Here is an 18,464-nt window from a genome sequence, read left to right on the forward strand (position 1 = left end):
CACAGTGACGTCTTTCTATATTCAAAAATTATATGAACCATCAGCCACGATAATGATATTTATAAAAAAAGCGGCAATAACCTGCCCAAAGGTGAAGTAAATGGGTAATGCAGTCATCGCAATCCACGGCGGCGCCGGGGCAATTACCCGGACGCAGCTCAGTCAGGAGCAGGAGAGGCGCTACATCGAGGCGCTCTCATCGATAGTGGAAACCGGCCAGCGTATGCTCGAGGCGGGCGAGAGCGCGCTGGATGTGGTCACCGAGGCGGTGCGCCTGCTGGAGGAGTGTCCGCTGTTTAACGCCGGGATTGGCTCGGTGTTCACCCGGGACGAAACCCACGAGCTGGATGCCTGCGTGATGGACGGCATTACCCTGAAGGCAGGTGCCGTCGCCGGAGTCAGCCATCTGCGCAACCCGGTGCTGGCCGCCCGTCTGGTGATGGAGCAGAGCCCGCACGTGCTGCTGGTGGGCGAGGGGGCCGAGAAATTCGCCTTCGAACAGGGCATGGAGGCGGTCTCGCCAGAGATCTTCTCCACGCCCGAGCGTTATCAGCAGCTGCTGGCAGCGCGCAGCGCCGGAGAGACCCGTCTCGACCACGCCGCCCCGCTGGATGAGTCCACCAAAACGGGCACCGTGGGCGCCGTGGCGCTGGATAAGGCGGGGAATCTGGCCGCCGCCACCTCTACCGGCGGAATGACCAATAAATTGCCCGGTCGGGTGGGCGACAGCCCGCTGCCCGGCGCGGGCTGCTATGCCAATAACGCCAGCGTGGCGGTCTCCTGTACCGGCACCGGGGAGGTGTTTATTCGCACCCTCGCCGCCTATGACATCGCCGCGCTGATGGATTATGGCGGCTTAAGCCTGGCCGAAGCCTGCGAGCGGGTGGTGATGGAAAAACTCCCGGCGCTGGAAGGCTGCGGCGGGCTCATTGCCGTCGATCGTGAGGGTAACGTGGCCTTACCGTTTAACAGTGAAGGCATGTACCGTGCCTGGGGATACGCAGGCGATACGCCGAGCACCGGAATTTACCGTGAATAAGGGGGAGAGGGATGCCGCACAGCGATGAACTGGACAGTCAGCAGGTGCTGGCGGTGCACAACCTGAACGTCGCCTTTCCCGACGAGAGGCAGAGGATCCCGGCGGTAAAACAGCTCTCTTTTTCGCTGAAACGCGGTGAAACCCTGGCGATTGTCGGCGAATCCGGCTCGGGTAAGTCGGTTACCGCGCTGTCGCTGATGCGCCTGATTGAACAGTCCGGCGGGCTGGTCGAGTGCGACAGCCTGCTGCTGCGCCGTCGCAACGGGCAGGTAAGCGATCTCACCACTCTGAATCCGTCCCAGATGCGCAGCGTGCGCGGCGCCGATATCGCCATGATTTTCCAGGAGCCAATGACCTCCCTCAATCCGGTCTTCCCGGTGGGAGAGCAGATCGCCGAGTCGATTCGTCTGCATCAGGGGCTGAGCCGTGAGAATGCGCTGATCGAAGCCCGGCACATGCTGGAGCAGGTGCGCATTCCCGAGGCGGACACTATTCTGTCGCGCTATCCGCATCAGCTCTCCGGCGGCATGCGCCAGCGGGTGATGATCGCCATGGCGCTCTCCTGTCGCCCGGCAGTGCTGATTGCCGATGAACCCACTACCGCGCTGGACGTCACCGTTCAGGCGCAGATCCTCCAGCTCATTAAAGTGTTGCAGGAGGAGATGGAGATGGGGGTGATCTTTATCACCCACGACATGGGCGTGGTGGCAGATATCGCCGACCGGGTCCTGGTGATGTACCAGGGCGAGGCGGTGGAAACCGGCACCGTAGAGCAGATTTTCCACGCCCCTGAACACCCTTACACGAAGGCGCTGCTGGCGGCAGTACCGCGGCTGGGGGCGATGAACGGCAGCGATTTGCCGCGGCGTTTTCCGCTCATCTCCCTTGCCAACCCCGGCCATCAGGAGGCCGAAACCGAGCAGGATACCGTGGTGCAGGGCGAGCCGATTTTGCAGGTGCGCGATCTGGTGACGCGCTTCCCGCTGCGCAGCGGGCTGTTGAACCGCGTCAGGCGCGAAGTCCACGCGGTGGAGAACGTCAGCTTCGATTTATGGCCCGGTGAAACGCTGTCCCTGGTGGGCGAATCCGGCAGCGGAAAATCGACCACCGGACGGGCGCTGCTGCGGCTGGTGGAGTCCCAGGAAGGCACCATCACCTTTAACGGCGAGCGTATCGACACCCTGCCTGCCGGGAAGCTGCAACCCCTGCGGCGGGATATTCAGTTTATTTTCCAGGATCCCTATGCCTCCCTCGATCCCCGCCAGACGGTGGGCTATTCGATTATGGAGCCGCTGCGGGTGCATAACCTGCTGGACGGCGAAGCCGCGCAGCGGCGGGTGGCGTGGCTGCTGGAGCGCGTGGGGCTGAAGCCCGAACACGCCTGGCGCTACCCCCATGAATTTTCCGGCGGCCAGCGGCAGCGGATCTGTATTGCCCGCGCCCTGGCGCTGAACCCGAAGGTGGTGATTGCCGATGAGTCCGTCTCGGCGCTGGACGTCTCCATCCGGGCGCAGATCATCAACCTGCTCCTCGATTTGCAGCGGGAGATGGGCATCGCGTTTCTGTTTATTTCGCACGATATGGCGGTGGTGGAGCGCATCAGCCACCGCGTGGCGGTGATGTATCTCGGCCAGATTGTCGAGATTGGCCCGCGTCGGGCGGTATTTGAAAACCCGCAGCATCCCTACACCCGCAAGCTGATGGCGGCGGTGCCGGTGGCGGATCCGGCCCATCGTCAGGCCCGGCGGGTGCTGTTGCAGGATGAACTACCGGGCAACATTCGCAAGCGAGGCGAGTTCACCGAGCGCGTGGAGTTGCGGGAGGTCAGTCCCGGCCATTTCGTTGCGCCGCCGCGGCAGGATAATGCTTTTTCGCGTTTATAACTCAGACAGCAGGGAACAACAGGAGAGTACAATGACAACATTTGTTGCTCGCAGATGGCTGTTAGCCGCGAGCGTAACGGCAGCCCTGGCGGCCACGCCGGCCTTCGCAGCAAAAGACGTGGTGGTGGCGGTGGCCTCGAATTTCACCACCCTCGATCCCTATGATGCCAACGACACGCTCTCCCAGCAGGTGGCGAAGTCCTTTTATCAGGGGCTGTTTGGCCTTGATAAAGAGATGCAGCTGAAAAACGTGCTGGCCGAAAGCTACAAGGTGTCTGACGACGGGCTGGTCTACACCATCAAGCTGCGCAGCGGCGTTAAGTTCCAGGACGGGACCGACTTCAACGCTGAGGCGGTGAAGGTCAACCTCGATCGCGCCAGCAACCCGGAAAACAGCCTCAAGCGTTATAACCTGTATAAAAACATCGCCAGTACCGAGGTCGTCGATCCCACGACGGTAAAAATCACCCTTAAAGAGCCGTTCTCCGCCTTTATTAACATTCTGGCGCACCCGGCCACGGCGATGATCTCCCCCGCAGCGCTGAAAAAGTACGGCAAAGAGATTGGTTTCCATCCGGTGGGCACCGGGCCGTATGAGCTGGTGACCTGGAACCAGACCGACTTTGTGAAGGTGAAGAAGTTCGCCGGATACTGGCAGCAGGGGCTGCCGAAGCTGGACACCATCACCTGGCGTCCGGTGGTGGATAACAACACCCGCGCGGCGATGCTACAGACCGGCGAAGCGCAGTTTGCCTTCCCGATCCCCTACGAGCAGGCGGCGCTGCTGGGCAAAAACAGCAAGCTGGAGCTGGTGGCCAGCCCGTCGATCATGCAGCGTTACATCAGCATGAACGTCACGCAAAAGCCGTTCGATAACCCGAAAGTGCGCGAGGCGATCAACTACGCCATCAACCGCGACGCGCTGGTGAAGGTAGCCTTTGCCGGTTATGCCACCCCGGCGACCGGGGTCGTGCCGCCCTCCATCGCTTACTCGCAGCAGTATCATCCGTGGGAATACAACCCGACCAAAGCGCGGGCGCTGCTGAAAGAGGCGGGCTTCCCGAACGGCTTCAGCACCACGCTGTGGTCGTCGCACAATCACAGTACCGCCCAGAAGGTGCTGCAGTTTACCCAGCAGCAGCTGGCGCAGGTGGGCATTAAGGTGCAGGTAACGGCGATGGATGCCGGACAGCGCGCCGCGGAAGTGGAAGGCAAAGGGCAGAAAGAGAGCGGGGTGAGGATGTTCTATACCGGCTGGTCGGCCTCTACCGGTGAAGCGGACTGGGCACTGTCGCCGCTGTTTGCCTCGCAAAACTGGCCGCCAACCCTGTTTAACACCGCCTTCTACAGCAACCCGCAGGTGGATAAAGATCTGACGGATGCGCTGAAAACCACCCAGCCGGAAGAGAAAGCGAAGCTGTACAAGGATGCGCAGGATACCATCTGGAAGGAGTCGCCATGGGTGCCGCTGGTGGTTGAGAAGCTGGTTTCGGCGCACAACAAGGCGCTGACCGGGTTCTACATCATGCCGGATACCGGCTTTAGCTTTGACGACGCGGATCTGAAATAGAGCACTCATTCCCGCAGGTATCCGCCTGCGGGATGAGAGGAATGTGCATGCTGAACTATGTGATTAAACGCCTGCTGGGCCTGATCCCGACGCTGCTGATTGTCGCGGTGCTGGTCTTTTTATTTGTGCATATGCTGCCAGGCGATCCGGCGCGGCTGATTGCCGGTCCGGAGGCGGATGCCACGGTGATTGAGCTGGTGCGTAAGCAGCTGGGGCTCGATCAACCGCTGTACCGGCAGTTCTGGCACTACATCACCAGTGTCCTGCAGGGGGATTTTGGCACCTCGATGGTCTCCCGGCGGCCCGTTTCTGAGGAGATTGCCAGCCGCTTTATGCCGACGTTCTGGCTGACCCTCGCCAGCATGGCTTGGGCGGTGCTGTTTGGCCTGATGGCCGGGATTGTGGCGGCCGTGTGGCGCAACCGCTGGCCGGACAGGCTGGGGATGGCGCTGGCCGTCACCGGGATCTCCTTCCCGGCCTTTGCGCTGGGCATGCTGCTGATGCAGGTCTTCTCCGTAGAGCTGGGCTGGCTGCCCACCGTGGGGGCGGACAGCTGGCGGCACTACATCCTGCCTTCGCTGACGCTGGGCGCGGCGGTGGCGGCGGTAATGGCGCGCTTTACCCGCGCCTCGTTCGTGGACGTACTGAACGAAGACTATATGCGCACCGCCCGGGCGAAGGGGGTCAGCGAGAAGTGGGTGATCCTCAAGCACGGCCTGCGCAACGCAATGATCCCGGTGGTGACCATGATGGGGCTGCAGTTCGGCTTTCTGCTTGGCGGCTCAATCGTGGTGGAAAAGGTCTTCAACTGGCCGGGACTCGGGCGTTTGCTGGTCGATTCCGTCGACATGCGCGACTACCCGGTGATCCAGGCAGAAGTGCTGCTCTTTTCGCTGGAATTTATTCTTATCAACTTAGTGGTGGATGTCCTGTATGCCGCCATTAATCCGGCTATCAGGTACAAGTAAGATGCGACTGTTAAACTGGCGTCGGCAGGCGATGTTAAAGGCCATGCCGGGGCTCAAACCGGACCGGATCCGCACCCCATGGCATGAGTTCTGGCGACGCTTTCGCAAGCAGCCGGTGGCGGTGACCGCCGGGCTGTTTGTGATGCTGCTGATCCTGGTGGCGATCCTGGCCCCGTGGATTGTGCCTTTTGACGCGGAGAACTACTTCGATTACGACCGCCTCAACGAAGGCCCGTCGATGGTGCACTGGTTCGGGGTGGACTCTTTAGGGCGCGACATCTTCAGCCGGGTGCTGATGGGGGCGCAGATCTCGCTGGCCGCAGGGGTGTTTGCGGTCCTGATTGGCGCGGCTATCGGCACGGTGCTGGGCCTGCTGGCGGGCTACTATGAGGGCTGGTGGGACAGGATCATCATGCGCATTTGCGACGTGCTGTTTGCCTTCCCCGGCATTCTGCTGGCCATCGCGGTGGTGGCGGTGATGGGTAACGGCATGGCCAACGTGATTATCGCCGTGGCGATCTTCTCCATCCCGGCCTTTGCCCGCCTGGTGCGGGGCAATACCCTGGTACTGAAGCAGCAGACCTTTATCGAATCGGCGCGCAGCATTGGCGCCAGTGACGCGACGATCCTGTTTAATCACATCCTGCCGGGCACCGTCTCTTCTATTGTGGTCTATTTCACCATGCGTATCGGGGTGTCGATTATCTCCGCCGCCAGCCTGTCGTTCTTAGGACTTGGCGCACAGCCGCCGACCCCGGAGTGGGGGGCAATGCTCAACGAGGCGCGGGCGGATATGGTCATCGCCCCGCACGTGGCGCTGTTCCCGAGCATGGCGATCTTCCTCACCGTGCTGGCGTTTAACCTGCTGGGAGATGGACTGCGGGATGCGCTTGATCCGCGCATTAAGGGGTGATTGTTTTGCCGGGTGGCGGCTTCGCCTTACCCGGCCTACAAAACATGCGATCCCGCAGGCCCGCGCAAGCGCAGCGCCGCCGGGCAATGTGCCGGGTGGCGGCTTCGCCTTACCCGGCCTGTAAAACATGCGATCCCGTGGGCCCGCGCAAGCGCAGCGCCGCCGGGCAATGTGCCGGGTGGCGGCTTCGCTTACCCGGCCTGTAAAACATGCGATCCCGTAGGCCCGCGCAAGCGCAGCGCCGCCGGGCAATGTGCCGGGTGGCGGCTTCGCCTTACCCGGCCTACAAAACATGCAATCCCGTAGGCCCGCGCAAGCGCAGCGCCGCCGGGCAATGTGCCGGGTGGCGGCTTCGCCTTACCCGGCCTACAAAACATGCGATCCCGTAGGCCCGCGCAAGCGCAGCGCCGCCGGGCAATGTGCCGGGTGGCGCTACGCTTACCCGGCCTGTAAAACATACGAGCCCGTAGGCCCGTGCAAGCGAAGCGCCGCCGGGCAATGTGCCGGGTGGCGGCTTCGCCTTACCCGGCCTACAAAACATGCAATCCCGTAGGCCCGCGCAAGTGCAGCGCCGCCGGGCAATGTGCCGGGTGGCGGCTTCGCCTTACCCGGCCTACAAAACATGCGATCCCGTAGGCCCGCGCAAGCGCAGCGCCGCCGGGCAATGTGCCGGGTGGCGGCTTCGCCTTACCCGGCCTGTAAAACATGCGATCCCGTAGGCCCGCGCAAGCGCAGCGCCGCCGGGCAATGCTGAATTACTTATCCACTCCGAAGCCCTGCTTCAGAATGGCTGGCAGCACATCCGGGAAATAGATGTGCTTGTAATACCCGCTCACGCTTTCGCTCCAGGTATCACCGTCGGTGCGGTTAATGGCCTGCCAGTGCTCGGTCATCTGCTGATTGTAGCGGGTGATTTTCGCTTCCAGTCCCTCGGTGACGTAGGCTTCGTCGTGGCGGAAGGTCTCCAGCGGAAGGCGCGGTTTGTGGTGGGACGGCACATCAACATGGCCAATCACCACGCCCGCTACCGGGAAAGTGTGCTCCGGCAGCCCAAGCAGCTCGATCAGCTCCAGCGGCTTCAGACGGATACCGCCAATCGGCACGATCCCCAGCCCTTCGGAGCGGGCCGCGGCCATCACCGAACCCAGGGCGATGCCCACGTCGGTAGCACCTGCCACCAGGCTCTCGATGCTCTGGTGCGCCACCTGCTCGTGCCCCGCCAGCTTCATCCCAACCTGCGTTTTATACATATCCAGCACAAAGGTGATAAACACCGGGGCTTTGGCAATCCACGGCTGGCCGCCAGCGATCTGCGAGATTCTTGCCCGCTTTTCGGCATCGCGTGTGACGATCACCGACACCTGCTGGGAGTGGACGGAAGTAGGGGCGCGATACGCCGTGCTGATAATGCGTTCGAGCGTGGCGTCATCAATGGCTTGATCGGTAAAGCTGCGCTCGCTTTTGTGGTCGTTAAACAGGTCAATAATGGTGTTCATAGGTCCTCCTGTGTGAAGCGCAAAAGCCTAACAGCCTGAAACCGTTTTGCATTTAACACTCTATGCGGTGCACGCAGGAGAAAAACCCGGCCAGCGGCCGGGCGGGGGAGATTAACGCAGGGTCGCGACCAGCGCTTTTGCCGCGTCTTCGGAGCTGGCCGGGTTCTGCCCGGTAATCAGCTTGCCGTCCTGGACAATAAAGGAACCCCAGTTCGGGCCTTTCTCGTAGTGCGCCCCGAGGGCGCTCAATTCATCTTCAACCAGGAACGGGACGATATCGGTCAACTCAACGTCGGCCTCTTCGCCGTTGGTAAAGCCCGTTACCTTGCGGCCCTTGACCAGCGGCTCGCCGGATTCATTTTTAACATGGCGCAGCACGCCCGGCGCATGGCAGACAAAGCCGGTGGGTTTACCCGCGCGGGTGAAGGCTTCAATCAGGGCGATGGAGGTCGGTGACTCGGCCAGATCCCACAGCGGGCCATGGCCGCCAGGGTAGAAGACGGTGTCAAAATCGTCCTGACGAACGCTGTCGAGCTTCAGGGTGTTGGCAAGCGCCTGCTGTGCCGCCGGATCGGCTTTGAAGCGCGCGGTCATGTCGGTCTGGAAGTCGGGCTGATCGCTTTTGGGATCTAAAGGAGGCTGACCACCTGCGGGGGATGCCAGCACCACGTCGGCGCCCGCATCTTTGAAGACGTAGTATGGGGCAGCAAACTCCTCCAGCCAGAAGCCGGTTTTCTTGCCGGTATTGCCCAGTTCGCTGTGAGAGGTGAGAACCATTAATACTTTCATTGCTATCTCCGGTGATGTGGATAGCTATAAAGGTAGCCTGGTTCAGCGGAGCCATCCCCGGAGGGAGGGCTGTTTCGGAATGATTACGGCAGCTTACAGGCAATCACGTCGTCACCGCCATCCGGCGGATGACACGCGCCCACATCCCAGACAGCCCATAGGGCGGTACCCGCCAGAACCACAAAATATTTACCAGAAATAGCTTTATTCTCCTGTCCGGGAGGGAGGACAATCCCGGTATATCTCATACGCATCAAGGAATAACGCGATGGTTAAAGTACGTGAAGCGCAGGCGGACGATTTCGACGCATGGTTACGGCTGTGGAATGGCTATCTCGGTTTTTACGGCACCAGACTGGATGAAGCGGTGACGCTGGCGACCTGGCGTCGGGTGCTCTCTCCCGATTCTGGGCTGTTTTGCCGACTGGCAGAAACCGGGCAGGGCGTGGTGGGCTTCGCCATCTGCGTGCTGCATGAAGGCACCTGGGTGACGCAGCCGCTCTGCTATCTGGAAGATCTGTTTGTGGATGACGCGGCGCGGGGCAGGGGCGCGGGCAGGGCGCTGATTGAGGCCATTATTCATGAGGCCCGGGAGAAAGGGTGGTCGAAGGTCTACTGGGTCACCCGGGAGGGCAATCCGGCCCGGGCGCTGTATGACAAGCTGGCAACGGTGGACGATTATGTTCGCTACAGGATTACGGTTTAATAATCACCCTGGTTTAAGCTCGATAGCGGAATCTTAATGGGGGGTGTTCAGAACCCGCAAAATATTCCCGGCCGCGACGGTGCCCATTTTGATATACGAGGCTTCACTCACGCCGCCAATATGAGGGGAAACAATCACATCTTCTCGCCCTTGCCAGATATGGGGTGCCGCCAGCGGCTCGACGGTAAAGCTGTCCAGTGCGGCGCTTCGCAGGATCCCCTCATCCAGGGCGTGAATCAGGGCGTTATCATCAATCAACCCGCCGCGTGCGGTGTTAACCAGAATAGCGCCTTGCTTACAGCGGCTGAGGGTTTCAGCGTTAATCATACCGCGATTCTCCGCGGTTAAAGGGCAGTGCAGGGAGATCACATCCGCGCGGGACAGCAGGTCATTCAGCGTTTCTGCACGCTCGCAGGAGGGCGGCAGGGTTTTAGCAAAGGGATCGTAGGCCAGCACGCGCATGCCAAATGCGTTACCCACCGTGGCGACCCGGGAGCCAATTGCCCCCAGGCCAATCAGGCCCAGGGTGAGGCCTTCCAGCTCCAGCGATTTATGCGTGGATTTATCCCAGTGCCCATCGCGCAGACGTTTATCCAGGATGACAACAGACTTGGCGCAGGCAAGGATCATGGCCCAGGTGTGTTCCGCCACGGCGGCGGCGTTGGCGCCGGGCGCAGAGCAGACGGCGATATTCCGCTCAGCCGCTGCCGTCTGATCGATGACATCGATGCCGCTGCCGTGCTTGGATATAACCTGCAACCCCGGAGCTGCATCCATAATCCTGGCCGTGATCTTGCCGTAACGCACCAGTATTCCCGCAGGGTTGTGCTGTTCGCAGAGCGCTATCAGCTGATCTTCCGTGGGCTGGCGACCGGCATACACCACATCATAGTCGCGCAGCATCGCGATGGCCTGTTCAGCCAGATCGCTCCCGGTAACCAGAATCACACTTTTACCCCCCATTACAGCGTCTCCCCGTCGGTTAACATTCCTGCTTTGCGCAGCGCATCATTGAGCCAGTGCGGGCGCAGATCGCCTTTGCGGATGGCCTCGAGGCGGCGGGTTTCGGTTTCCAGCTTCTCTTTGGCCTGGGCGATAACCTGCTGAACTTCGTCGCGTGGAATGACCACTACCCCGTCGATATCCGCCACCACCAGATCCCCTGGGCGCACGGTCGCACCGGCAACGGAGATGGCATGGTTTACCCGGCCCGGGATCGATTTTGTGGGGCCGCACGGGTTAAGGCCTGCGGAAAATACAGGGTAATTTCCCTTACTCAGGGTGTCGGCATCACGTACGGCACCGTCAATGATGATCCCGGCAATACCGCTGGCCTGGGCCTGGGTCGCCATGATTTCACCCAGCAATGCGCAGCTGATGTCGCCCTTGCCATCCACTACCAGCACATCGCCGGGTTGGGCAACCGCCATCGCAGCATGAATCGCCAGGTTGTCACCCGGGCGCACTTCCACGGTAATGGCCGGGCCGGCAACGGCCATATGCGCTGCCAGCGGTTTGATACGACCGTGCAGCGTTCCACGACGCCCGGCAACGTCTGCAAGGATGGCGGCCTGATACTCGGCGGCCTGGCGGACCTCTTCTTCGGACACGCGATCGTACTCGCGGTTAATCATCGATTTCTCTGTAACGGACATGAATGCCTCCATATTGTTTTACTGTGTACAATGCAGGTGTACAATACAAAACAACTATAGCGGTGTTGATTTGCTTTTAGCCAGAGCTACGTTGGCGTTTGTGATGTAAACACGAAGTGACTCACAAAATTGCGGTACACTCTTTGCCGACCAGAACAGGAGAAAATGATGGGTAATGAAGGCGTTGTGGCGGTTGAAAAGGCACTGGCATTACTGGATTGCTTCCGTCCCGGAGACGAAAGCCTGACGCTGACCGCGCTGGCACAGTTGTCGGGATACCATAAAACCACTGTCTACCGGTTGATGAACTCCCTGGAGCGCATGAATTACGTCGTCAGACATGATGATGGCAACTATGCCCTGGGTCCGCGTCTGCTTTATCTGGGTAAGCTCTACGAGCAGTCGTTCCACCTCTCACGCGTGGTGCAGCCTGAGTTACAGGCCTTGTCCCTGGCGTCACAGGAGAGCGCAAGCTGGTATGTGCTTGAAGGTGGGCAGCGTCTTTGTCTTTTTCGTGCCGAAGCCTCCCACGGGCTGCGCCACAGCAATCTGCCCGGCTCTCAGTTCCCGCTGGATAACTCCGCTATCAGCAAGGTGCTCCGCCACTGGGGGCTAAATGAAGCCTTGCCAGAAGGTGAGCCGTCGTTGCCGCTTTATACCTCAGGTGCGCGCGATCCCCACACTTCCGCTTTCGCGATGCCGGTGTTTGGGGTGCATGACAAACTTATTGCTGCCCTGGCCCTGACCGGGCCATCTTCAAGGCTGACTGAAGATCGTCGAGAGCGGGGAGTAAGCCAGCTGATGAAGGCCACCGCCAGCCGTCTTTCGCTGAAGATGGGGGCCAGCAAGCCATTTTGCCTTGAGTTCTACGGCGAAACAGAGGAGCTGGAGAGCTGATGCCTCTACGCGGGACAGCAGTCCCGCGTGCTCATCTTAATGGGTCAGCTGGTTTTCCTGGCTCACGTGGCGGCGGGCCTGACGTCCCATCACCAGTACAGCAATGCCCCCGGCAATACACAGACCTGCCAGTGGAAGCATCGCCAGCGTATGGCTGCCGGTGCGTTCATTGATGATGCCGTAAGCGTTCACCATCACCACACCGCCAATCAGGTTAGCAATGGCCCCGATGGCGGCCAGCCCCGCGGCTGCCGAGGTGCTGTTCATCCAGCCCGACGCCAGCGCCCAGAATGGACCTTTCATCGAGTAGACCCCAATCAGCATTACGCTGAGGATCGCAATAGTTACGGGGAGAGAGATGCTCACAAACGCTGCGAACACGCCTGCTGCAATCAGGAACAAGGTCAGCGCGGTATGCCAGCGGCGCTCGTTGCTGCGGTCTGAGCTGCGGCCCCAGACGATCATCAGCACCGATGCCAGTCCGTAAGGGATGGCGTTGAGCAGGCCGGTGGTCAAGTTATCGAGGTGGAACGATTTCAGAAGCTGCGGTGACCAGACGCTGATGGTGGTACCTGCCGAGGACGCGCCGGTGTAGATCAGCGCCATCAGCCAGATATGACGGTGTTTCAGCAACTGCCATGTCGTCTGGTGGTCGATATTTTTTGACTGCTGACGTTCACTCTCCAGGGTCGATTCCAGCCACTCTTTTTGTTCACTGCTCAGCCAGCTGGCCTGATGAGGGCGGTCGCGGAGAATAAACCAGGCCAAAATCCCCAGCAGCACGGCAGGTAACCCTTCAATGAGGAACAGCAGATGCCAGCCGCGCAGGCCCATCCAGCCGTCCAGCGTCAGGATCAGGCCTGAGAGGGGAGAGCCGATAAAGTTGGCCAGCGGGATCGCCACCATAAACGAGGCGATAATCCGTGCACGGTAGCGGGACGGGATCCACCAGGTGAGATACAGCACCACGCCCGGGAAAAAGCCTGCCTCTGCTGCACCGAGCAGAAAACGCACGATATAGAGTGACGTCGTGCTCTCAACCAGCGACATGCACATCGATACTACGCCCCAGCTGATCATAATGCGCGGGATCCACAGGCGCGCGCCGACCTTCTGCATTGCCAGGTTACTCGGTACTTCAAAGAGGAAATAGGCAACAAAGTAGAGGCTGCTGGCGAAACCAAATGCGGCTTTGCTGAGGCCGAGATCTTCATTCATCTGCAGCGAGGCCATGCCAATGTTTCCGCGATCGATAATCGAGACCAGATAGCTGACGATCAGAAACGGGAGGATGCGCCAGATAACCTTGCGCATGGTCTCTCTTTCTATGGCTTCGGTGGCCGTAACGGGGTTACGAGTGTGCTCTGTCATTATTTCCTCGCAGGGTTTCATTATGTTTATCAGGAAATTCTCAGCAAAGTAAGCAGCCCTTCTTGTTGTTAACCGGCTTGACCGCCAAATTGCAGCTTATCTTCTGTTGTACTCTGTACAACGTGGTTTTATCAAACAAAACCACTATAGCGAGGATGCATTCTTTTTATCCAGTTAATGGAAGGTTTAAATGATGTAAATAAGAGGTGACTCACAGATGAGGCGTTGCAGGCATGTAACGAAATGAAGAGGTATGAGGAGCGGAAGATGAGTCAGATAGTGGATTAAATGCGTGTCAGTTCAGGGAGTAGGCAATAAAAAAGGGGACATAAGTCCCCTTAGTAAGCTGATAAGCGCAGCGCCATCAGGCGTTAAGCGAAATTAAACCCGACTACCCCACAGGTCATACTCGTCGGCGTTCTCGACCTTCACGCGCACGATATCACCCGGCTTCACCTTCGTTTCACCGTTCAGGTAGACCGCGCCGTCGATTTCCGGGGCATCGGCCATGCTGCGGCCAATCGCGCCTTCTTCGTCCACTTCGTCGATGATGACCATGATTTCGCGGCCCACTTTCTCCTGCAGGCGTTCAGCGGAGATCTGCTGTTGCAGCTGCATGAAGCGGTTCCAGCGCTCTTCTTTCACCTCTTCCGGCACCTGATCCGCCAGTTCGTTAGCGGTCGCGCCTTCAACCGGGCTGTACTTGAAGCAGCCCACGCGATCCAGACGGGCTTCTTTCAGGAAGTCGAGCAGCATCTGGAAGTCTTCTTCGGTTTCACCCGGGAAGCCAACGATAAAGGTGGAGCGCAGAGTCAGATCCGGGCAGATTTCACGCCACTGTTTGATGCGCGCCAGCTGGCGGTCAACGGAGCCAGGACGCTTCATCAGCTTCAGAATACGCGGGCTGGCGTGCTGCAGCGGGATATCCAGATACGGCAGGATTTTGCCTTCCGCCATCAGCGGGATCACGTCGTCCACGTGCGGATACGGGTAGACGTAGTGCAGACGGGTCCAGATGCCGAGCTTAGCGAGCTGTTCGCACAGGCCGACCATGCTGGTTTTCACCGGCTCGCCGTTGTGGAAGCCGGAGCGGTGCTTCACATCCACGCCGTAGGCGGAGGTGTCCTGAGAGATCACCAGCAGCTCTTTGACGCCCGCATCGGCCAGACGTTTGGCTTCAGCCAGCACTTCGCCAATCGGACGGCTCACCAGATCGCCACGCATGGACGGGATAATGCAGAAGGTGCAGCGATGGTTGCAGCCTTCGGAAATTTTTAAGTAGGCGTAGTGACGCGGGGTCAGCTTCACGCCCTGTTCCGGCACCAGGCTCAGGAACGGGTTGTGCTTTGGTTTTGGCACATAGTGATGCACATGTTCCAGCACCTGCTCGTAGCTGTGCGGGCCGGTGATCTCCAGCACCTTAGGATGCACTTCGCGGATTTGGTCCACTTTGGCGCCCAGACAACCGGTGACAATCACCTTGCCGTTCTCGGTGAGTGCTTCACCGATGGCTTCCAGAGACTCCTGTACGGCGCTGTCGATAAAGCCGCAGGTGTTAACGATCACCATATCGGCGTTGTCGTAGCTTGGCACCACGTCATAGCCTTCGGTGCGAAGTTCGGTCAGGATACGTTCGGAATCCACCAGGTTTTTCGGGCAGCCCAGGGAGACGAAGCCGATTTTCGGCTGGTGGGTAACATTGCTCATAGATTAAAAAGTAGTCAGTTATGGAGTTATCAGGGCAGGGATTGTACAGATTTCTGCGCAGGAATTACAGGGGAGATATGTGCGCATCCGCGAACATCTGCGGGAGAAATTTCTGCCTATTCTGGCGGCCATTTTCGCGGTTGAATTTGTATTATAAAACCCCAGGGTTTTGCTTAAAGTTCTCATTTTCTAAGCCGATAACTCATCAAATCAACGATCTATTCAATTTTGCATTCCGGGATATCTATGGCAGTTAACGGCGATATAAAGGTACTTGAAGAGGCTTTATCAGACTTTTTTGCTCATAAAAATACGAAGGAAAAGCTCTCGCATATCCTCGATAAAAAGGCGAATGACTGGGAAAAATGGCTGCAGATAGAGTTTGAGTATTTTCTGGAGCATTATTTAGACTTTTCAGCAAAGCGGGAGTTACGCGCCAACACCGACAAAAGACATCAAAGTGGCCGACAGCATGTGATTGTCGATCTCATTTTCAGGAAAAAGCGCACGCGTCTGGACCGGTTTATTTATGTTGAATTCAAGCTTGCCCGCCGCGCAACCGAGCTGGTTGAAAGCATCGCGACAGATTTGATTAAGAATTATGAGGTGGTGAATTCCCATTTTACGAAAGCCAAACAAAAGCGCCGCTCGATTTGGGGTGTCGGCTTTTACCGGGATTTTTCACCGCTGACGGTAAATCGGGCCGATGAACGGTTGAACGGGTTGAAAGAAAATGGCTTCAGCTTCCGGCATGACCCGGTCTATATCTGTAAATGCAGGGGCAGCAAGCACAAAGACGACTGCCACACTATTGGGATGGTGATTGTGGGGGCTGGCGCAGACTAATTATATTGTTGTGCCTGAATCAACGGCTGGTCATCCCCGGGCCAGCCCGCAACACAATACCCTTTACCCTGCCTGTCTGACTCCCGCTATTTAACATTGTAAATTCTGCAAAGCAGTCACGGATTATTGACCTGACGCATTAAATTGTACAAAAAACAGCCATAATCTAAAGGTGTTCTAAGGCTGACAAGGGAGGTAAAAAGCATGTCCGTTGACAGACTAAAACGCGATCTTCTGAACAAGATGATCAACGCCCGGATTGATCTCGCGGCCTATCTGCAGTTGAGGAAAGCGAAGGGGTACATGTCAGTCAGCGAAAGCGACCATCTGCGTGACAACTTCTTTGAACTTTGTACTTATATGCGTGAAAAAGCGCCTGAACTGAGAGCGTACTGTAATCCCGAGGAGCAGGCTATGCTCTATCGCGCCGCCGGTTCGCTCACTACCGCAGGCGTCTGTATGATGACCGGCAACCATGATTGCCCGACATTTATCGCCGTCAACGCAGAGAAGCTGGAAAACTGTCTGAACGATCTCACTCTCTGCATCCAGTATCTGAAATCGCATGCACCGCTGATTCGGAGCTGATCCCGGGGGAGGCAACTCCCCCAACTGCTTAAGCTTTTGTAAAAGTAATAATGCCCCTGCGCTGAGTGTCTACCTTTAAGGCATATGTCGAAAAGGAGTGCATTATGCGTCGATCCTCGCTTATTTCCCTGCCATTGTTGCTGATATCCGCTTCACTGTGTGCGGCCCCCGCCGAGGTGAAGGTCGAAGTGCTGCAGAATAAACTCGATCACCCCTGGTCGCTGGCATTCCTGCCACAAAATCAGGGCATGCTGATCACCCTGAAAGGCGGTCAGCTTAAGCGCTGGCAGACGGGGAAAGGGCTCTCCGATCCCATCGTCGGTGTGCCCAAAGTCTGGGCTAACGGCCAGGGCGGATTGCTTGACGTGGTGCTGGCACCCGACTTCGAAACCTCGCGCCGGGTCTGGCTGAGCTATGCCGAAGCGGGGGATGACGGGAAAGCGGGCACGGCGGTGGGGTATGGCCGTCTGAGTGACGACAATTCCCGGTTGGAGGCCTTTAAGGTTGTCTTCCGCCAGCAGCCAAAACTCTCTACCGGCAATCACTTTGGCGGTCGGCTGGTGTTCGACGGCAAAGGCTATCTCTATATCGCGCTGGGCGAAAATAACCAGCGGCCTACCGCCCAGGATCTCGACAAGCTGCAGGGCAAGGTGGTGCGCCTGACCGATCAGGGCGCTGTCCCGGACGATAACCCGTTTGTGAACCGCAATGACGCGCGGCCGGAGATCTGGTCTTACGGCATCCGTAATCCGCAGGGAATGGCGATGAATCCGTGGAGCGATACCCTGTGGCTGAACGAGCACGGCCCGCGCGGCGGAGATGAAATCAATATTCCGGAGAAAGGCAAAAACTATGGCTGGCCGCTGGCGACCCACGGCATCAACTACAGCGGATTGCCGATCCCGGAGGCCAAAGGTGAGCACGTTGAAGGCACCGAGCCGCCGCTGTTTGTCTGGAAGCAGTCTCCGGCCCTTAGCGGGATGGCCTTCTATAACAGCGACGTCTTCCCGCAGTGGAAAAACAAACTCTTTATCGGCGCGCTGAAAGACAAGGATGTGATTGTGCTGAACGTCAACGGCAACCGCGTTACGGAAGAGGGGCGCATTCTGGGGGATCGTAATCAACGGGTCCGGGATGTACGGGTCGGGCCGGACGGCTATTTATACGTGCTGACCGATGAGTCGGACGGGCAGCTGTTAAAAGTCAGCCCGTCCGGAACATAACTCAGGTGACCGGGATCATCACCACGTTGCGATAGGCCGGACGCTCGCTCAGCTTAGCCATCCAGCGCTCAAGATGCGGACGCGAAGTCCATTCCAGACCAACGTTGGTGAGGTTCCAGACAAAGGGCGCGACGGCGATGTCGCCCACGCCAAAGTCGTCTCCCGACAGCCACGGCTGCGTCGCAAGCGCCTCATCCAGCATAGCGAGCAGGGATTCGCAGCTCTGTTTTGCGGCATTAATGGCCGGGTAGTCACGCTCGGCTTCCGGGGTTCTCACCAGTCCCATCAGGATCACCCGGTGGACAGGCGAGAGCGTCTGGTTGGCCCATTCCATCCATTTTTCGCCAACGGCACGCTTCGCGGGGGCATCGATCCACAGACGGTTCTGGCCGTACTGCGCGGCGAGGTAGCGTACGATGGCGTTGGATTCCCACAGCGTCAGGTCAGTTTCGTCATCCCGCAGCAGCGGGACCAGGCCATTGGGGTTCATCGCCAGATACTCTGCGTCTTTATTCACCCCGTACTCCAGTCCCGCCATGATCTGATTAAAGGGTAAATCGAGCTCTTCCAGCGTCCAGAGCACCTTTTTGACGTTGGTCGAATTGTTCCTGCCCCACAGCGTAATCATAATAACCCCTTATAATTAAAGCCGATATCAAGATGACATCCGCGTGTCTGGCTTCACATGGTGAGATAAACCCAACAAATACGCAACAGAGGCGAAAAAAATCGATGCGGTCAAAGCGTATCGGGTTGTTATTGCTTAAACTTTAAAAACTTTACGAGGATTGGGTTTTTTTTAAGGCTTTAGTA

18 protein-coding genes are annotated in these 18,464 nt (G+C 58.4%); 10 read left to right on the forward strand and 8 right to left on the reverse strand.

All coding sequences use genetic code 11. The features are described from left to right. Positions 1-100: 100 nt before the first annotated feature. From iaaA to gsiD, 5 genes are read left to right on the forward strand one after another with little or no spacing between them, the layout of a single operon-like run. Positions 101-1,039 carry a beta-aspartyl-peptidase gene (gene iaaA, locus NB069_RS06670; RefSeq protein WP_250588639.1) on the forward strand — a complete coding sequence of 313 codons (939 nt, stop codon included), beginning with the start codon at positions 101-103 and terminating at the stop codon, positions 1,037-1,039. A gap of 11 nt (positions 1,040-1,050) precedes the next feature. Further along, positions 1,051-2,922, forward strand: coding sequence for a glutathione ABC transporter ATP-binding protein GsiA (gsiA, locus tag NB069_RS06675; RefSeq protein ID WP_250588640.1), 1,872 nt, complete (start codon positions 1,051-1,053; stop codon positions 2,920-2,922). Between the two features lie 31 nt (positions 2,923-2,953). Next, positions 2,954-4,492 carry a glutathione ABC transporter substrate-binding protein GsiB gene (gsiB, locus tag NB069_RS06680; RefSeq protein WP_250588641.1) on the forward strand — a complete coding sequence of 513 codons (1,539 nt, stop codon included), beginning with the start codon at positions 2,954-2,956 and terminating at the stop codon, positions 4,490-4,492. Between the two features lie 47 nt (positions 4,493-4,539). Continuing rightward, positions 4,540-5,460, forward strand: coding sequence for a glutathione ABC transporter permease GsiC (gene gsiC / locus NB069_RS06685; protein ID WP_039032684.1), 921 nt, complete (start codon positions 4,540-4,542; stop codon positions 5,458-5,460). Position 5,461: 1 nt separating this feature from the next. Beyond that, a complete protein-coding gene (gene gsiD / locus NB069_RS06690; protein ID WP_250588642.1) occupies positions 5,462-6,373 on the forward strand; it encodes a glutathione ABC transporter permease GsiD in 912 nt (303 codons plus the stop codon). Between the two features lie 755 nt (positions 6,374-7,128). On the opposite strand, the gene NB069_RS06695 is transcribed toward gsiD, so the two are convergent. The 3 genes from NB069_RS06695 to NB069_RS06705 all read right to left on the reverse strand — a co-directional run bounded on the left by NB069_RS06695 (position 7,129) and on the right by NB069_RS06705 (position 8,912). Beyond that, positions 7,129-7,869, reverse strand: a complete 741-nt coding sequence (locus tag NB069_RS06695) for an NADPH-dependent oxidoreductase (protein WP_250588643.1) — start codon at positions 7,867-7,869, stop codon at positions 7,129-7,131. Positions 7,870-7,980: 111 nt separating this feature from the next. Then, the gene (locus NB069_RS06700; RefSeq protein ID WP_250588644.1) at positions 7,981-8,658 is read right to left on the reverse strand and encodes a type 1 glutamine amidotransferase domain-containing protein; all 678 of its coding nucleotides are present in this window, start codon (positions 8,656-8,658) and stop codon (positions 7,981-7,983) included. A gap of 83 nt (positions 8,659-8,741) precedes the next feature. After that, positions 8,742-8,912, reverse strand: coding sequence for a hypothetical protein (locus NB069_RS06705; RefSeq protein ID WP_250588645.1), 171 nt, complete (start codon positions 8,910-8,912; stop codon positions 8,742-8,744). 14 nt (positions 8,913-8,926) lie between these two features. Between NB069_RS06705 and NB069_RS06710 the strand changes: the two genes are divergently transcribed. Then, a complete protein-coding gene (locus NB069_RS06710) occupies positions 8,927-9,364 on the forward strand; it encodes a GNAT family N-acetyltransferase (RefSeq protein WP_250588646.1) in 438 nt (145 codons plus the stop codon). A 33-nt stretch (positions 9,365-9,397) separates the two neighbouring features. Here the strand turns inward: NB069_RS06710 and NB069_RS06715 are convergent, their stop codons facing one another. Both NB069_RS06715 and NB069_RS06720 read right to left on the reverse strand, forming a co-directional pair. Then, the gene (locus NB069_RS06715; protein ID WP_250588647.1) at positions 9,398-10,327 is read right to left on the reverse strand and encodes an NAD(P)-dependent oxidoreductase; all 930 of its coding nucleotides are present in this window, start codon (positions 10,325-10,327) and stop codon (positions 9,398-9,400) included. Further along, a complete protein-coding gene (locus tag NB069_RS06720) occupies positions 10,327-11,019 on the reverse strand; it encodes an RraA family protein (protein WP_250588648.1) in 693 nt (230 codons plus the stop codon). Before NB069_RS06720 ends, NB069_RS06715 begins: the two co-directional genes overlap by 1 nt. A 168-nt stretch (positions 11,020-11,187) precedes the next feature. Between NB069_RS06720 and NB069_RS06725 the strand changes: the two genes are divergently transcribed. After that, entirely contained in the window at positions 11,188-11,916 is a 729-nt protein-coding gene (locus NB069_RS06725; protein WP_250589467.1) for an IclR family transcriptional regulator, read from the forward strand. Between the two features lie 36 nt (positions 11,917-11,952). On the opposite strand, the gene NB069_RS06730 is transcribed toward NB069_RS06725, so the two are convergent. Together NB069_RS06730 and rimO are read right to left on the reverse strand one after the other, a co-directional pair. Beyond that, a complete protein-coding gene (locus tag NB069_RS06730; RefSeq protein ID WP_250588649.1) occupies positions 11,953-13,287 on the reverse strand; it encodes an MFS transporter in 1,335 nt (444 codons plus the stop codon). A 381-nt stretch (positions 13,288-13,668) separates the two neighbouring features. Further along, on the reverse strand, positions 13,669-14,994 hold the full coding sequence (gene rimO, locus NB069_RS06735) for a 30S ribosomal protein S12 methylthiotransferase RimO (RefSeq protein WP_250588650.1): 1,326 nt from the start codon (positions 14,992-14,994) through the stop codon (positions 13,669-13,671). Positions 14,995-15,240: 246 nt separating this feature from the next. Here rimO and NB069_RS06740 point away from each other — a divergent pair, with 246 nt between their 5' ends. The 3 genes from NB069_RS06740 (at position 15,241) to NB069_RS06750 (ending at position 17,651) form a co-directional block, all read left to right on the forward strand. Beyond that, entirely contained in the window at positions 15,241-15,840 is a 600-nt protein-coding gene (locus NB069_RS06740) for a hypothetical protein (protein WP_250588651.1), read from the forward strand. 204 nt (positions 15,841-16,044) lie between these two features. Next, a complete protein-coding gene (gene bssR / locus NB069_RS06745) occupies positions 16,045-16,428 on the forward strand; it encodes a biofilm formation regulator BssR (RefSeq protein ID WP_039029610.1) in 384 nt (127 codons plus the stop codon). Between the two features lie 104 nt (positions 16,429-16,532). Continuing rightward, positions 16,533-17,651 (forward strand): PQQ-dependent sugar dehydrogenase, encoded by a 1,119-nt coding sequence (locus NB069_RS06750; protein WP_250588652.1) that lies wholly within the window; start codon positions 16,533-16,535, stop codon positions 17,649-17,651. 1 nt (position 17,652) lies between these two features. Here NB069_RS06750 and NB069_RS06755 read toward each other — a convergent pair whose 3' ends face one another. Then, positions 17,653-18,279: a glutathione S-transferase family protein gene (locus NB069_RS06755; RefSeq protein ID WP_250588653.1), complete on the reverse strand. Its 627-nt coding sequence runs from the start codon at positions 18,277-18,279 to the stop codon at positions 17,653-17,655. Positions 18,280-18,464 lie beyond the last annotated feature (185 nt).

It is taken from the genome of Leclercia adecarboxylata, assembly GCF_023639785.1.
Lineage (GTDB): Bacteria > Pseudomonadota > Gammaproteobacteria > Enterobacterales > Enterobacteriaceae > Enterobacter > Enterobacter adecarboxylatus_D.